Raw genomic sequence first — 3,132 nt, 5'->3', positions numbered from 1 at the left:
ATGCAGAAGACGGGAGAACAAGTGCAGCAGGTCGCGTGATGACATATCGCGGAAGGATCGTCGCTGCGGCTGTCGTGGCGACGATCGGCCTCGCCCTTGGTTCGAGCGTGGAGGCCGGCGGAAGCCGGCTCTCCATCGCGACCACAGGACCCGTTGAAACCGTCTTCGATTGGTCGCGCGATGCGTGCACCAGGACGAACGTGCCCGACGCTTCGGCGCGAGCCTTCCGCTCTGCCGACGGTGAGACGCGCGTCGTCGTCAGCCACAACGACAACCGTGCTCTCGTCGGAAAAAGTCTCGATGCGGTCCGACCGGATTGTTCGCTGTTGTTCGAGGCGGGTCGTTCGGCGAAGCTTGCCGAGTTCGACGATCTCAGTTGGATCGGCGGCGTCTACACGGCGAACGGTCGAGAGGTCTACGCGCTTGCCCATACCGAGATGCGGGGAGACCGGACCCCGGGACAATGTCCGGCCGGGCGCTACAGCCCTTGTCTCCTGAACACCGTGACGGCGCTCGTCTCGCGTGACGGCGGGAGGTCTTTTCAGGCTGAGAAATCCGAGGGACGCCCCCCCGTCGTCGCCACGCTCCCGTACGGGTTTCCGACGGACCGAAACGCGCGCGTGGGGTATTCGAACCCGAGCAACATCTTCATGCGCGAGGGATGGTACTACGCGTTTATCTTCGCGGACGGCTACAGGGCGCAACGCCGCGGCAATTGCTTGATCCGGACCAGGACGCTCGACGACCCATCCTCATGGCGGGCGTGGGACGGAAAGGACTTCGCGGCGACCTTTGTCGACCCGTTCCGGAATGAAATCGAAGATGTCGCGGCGCATGTCTGCGCGCCCGTGGCGCCCAATCTGCTCGGCCGCATGATCGGCGGGGTGGTGAAACACCCAGACACCGGAGCGTTCATCGCGGTCTTCGGCGACAAACGCCGAAATCGTGACGGCCGCACGGTCGAAGGGTTTTTCACGGCGACGTCGTCCGATCTCTTGCAGTGGAGCGAGCCCTCTCTCGTCATGGAAGCTCAGCTTCTGTGGAACAAGTCGTGCGGCGACGAGCACAGCTATTTTTACCCGACCCTGATCGACCCCGCTGCGCGGACACCGTCCTTCGAAGACTTCGGCCGAAGCGGCTTTCTGTATCTGACGCGATACCAGCTGAAGAACTGCAAGGTCACGTGGGACCGCGACCTCGTCCGGGTTCCAGTGGCAATTTCCGAGCAACCTTGAACGTCGCGCGACACGATCGCGCAAACTCAGCGGAGAGAGGCGACATGACAATTCTGGTGACCGGCGGGGCCGGGTATATCGGCAGCCACATGGTTCTGGCCCTGTTGGATGCGGGGCGGAAGGTCGTCGTCCTCGATGACCTCAGCACGGGCTTCCGGTGGCTCGTGCCTCCGCAGGTGCCGTTCGTGCAAGGCAATTGCGGCGATGCAGAATTGCTGGGCGAGGTCATTCGAGAGCACCAGATCGAAGCGATCGCCCATTTCGCCGGCTCGATCGTGGTTCCGGATTCCGTCATCGAGCCGCTGAACTACTATTTCAACAACACCGTCAATTCCCGAACCCTCATCGATTCGGCGATCAAGAACGGCGTCGAGCGAATGATCTTTTCCTCCACGGCGGCCGTCTACGGCAACGCATCGGTGAGCCCGATCCCGGAGACGGCCACGCTCCAACCGGTCTCACCCTATGGCGCATCGAAGTTGATGACTGAAACAATGTTGAGGGACGCCGCCGCGGCGCATCCGCTGAGATACGTGGTGCTTCGCTATTTCAACGTCGCCGGAGCCGATCCGGAAGGCCGGAGCGGGCAATCGGGATTGCGGGCGACGCATCTGATCAAGATTGCCACGCAGGCCGCCCTTCGGCAGCGCTCGGGGGTGGAGATCTATGGCACGGATTACCCGACGCCGGACGGGACGTGCCTGCGCGACTACATCCACGTTTCGGATCTCGCCAACGCGCATCTTCTCGCCCTGGATTATCTGTCGGACGGGGGAGGGAGCGTCACCCTCAATTGCGGTTACGGTCGCGGGCGGTCGGTCCTTGAGGTCATCGAGGGCGTCAAACGGGTCTCGAGAGTCGATTTCCCGACGCGCAGAATGGCGCGGCGATCGGGTGACCCGGCCACGCTTGTCGCGGCGGCGGGAGAGGTCCAAAAGCGGCTCGGTTGGCGCCCGGCCCGCGACGATCTGGATACGATCATCGCCCACGCCCTCGCTTGGGAGCGGAATCTTGTGACCCAGCAGGCACTTTCGGCCTAATTCGCGAGACGTGGTAAATCCGATCCGCCCTCTCAGCCACAGGGCTGAAAGGGCTCTTTCGCCTCTCCAGGCACCTCGAGTGAAACTTCGTTGCGAATTGCGCGTCATGTGCTTCGCGTGCAATGATACTTTGCCGCAAGCCAAAGGGAAAATACCCGCGCAATCGTGAGTCCTTTCGTCTGAGGATGCAGCGCCAGAGGGAGGTGGCATGTCGCTCATTCTGATAGTCGATGATCGGATAACGAACCGAAACATATTCTCGCGTCTGGCGCTGTCGCTCGAGGAGGGCGTGGCGATCCAGACGTTCAGCAATCCTCAGGATGCCCTGGATTGGCTGGACGGGAATGCGCCCGATCTCATCATCACCGACTACAAGATGCCCGGTTTCGACGGGGCCGAGTTCACACGCCTCTTGCGCAACAAGACCCATGGCGCCGCTGTTCCAGTCATCGTCATCACCGCCTATGACGATAGAACCTTCAGGTTGCGGGCGTTGGAGGCCGGCGCGACGGATTTCCTGAACAGTCCGGTCGACCATTACGAGTTCATCACGCGGGCCCGCAATCTCCTGAAATTGCATCGGCAGCAGCAATTCATCCAGAGCCGGGCTCAAATGCTCGAGCAGCAGCTGATCCGCAGCGAGCGCTCGCACGAAGAGCATGTGCGCAACAGCCGAGAAGCTTTGGCGCAAGTCATCGATACGGTGCCGGCCATGATCAGCGCAGTCGATCGCCAGGGCAGGGCTGTTTTCGTCAATGCGCATTTCGCCATGCTGGTCGGATCAACGACGGAAGGCCTGATGGGCCAGAAGCTCGCCGACATCCTGCGCAGCAGTGAAGCCGAGCGGAGTGCGTGGC

The 3,132-nt window shown here is 62.0% G+C and carries 3 protein-coding genes; all 3 read left to right on the top strand.

Annotated elements, in window-relative coordinates:
• Positions 1 to 1,235: hypothetical protein (locus tag AC1DT3_RS16295; RefSeq protein ID WP_477466291.1), on the top strand; the 1,235-nt coding region annotated here is incomplete at its 5' end.
• A gap of 44 nt (positions 1,236 to 1,279) precedes the next feature.
• Positions 1,280 to 2,275, top strand: coding sequence for a UDP-glucose 4-epimerase GalE (gene galE / locus AC1DT3_RS16290; protein ID WP_477466290.1), 996 nt, complete (start codon positions 1,280 to 1,282; stop codon positions 2,273 to 2,275).
• A gap of 208 nt (positions 2,276 to 2,483) precedes the next feature.
• The coding region (locus tag AC1DT3_RS16285) for a response regulator (RefSeq protein ID WP_477466289.1) at positions 2,484 to 3,132 on the top strand (649 nt) is incomplete at its 3' end.

It is taken from the genome of Microvirga sp. P4_G7 (assembly GCF_056401005.1).
The sequence above is the reverse complement of the archived record's forward strand: the minus strand, read 5'-3'. Positions and strand labels throughout refer to the sequence as shown.

Coding starts and splice junctions, on each gene's coding strand:
- galE (WP_477466290.1), top strand. CDS start 1,280: ATGACAATTCTGGTGACCGGCGGGGCCGGGTATATCGGCAGCCACATG.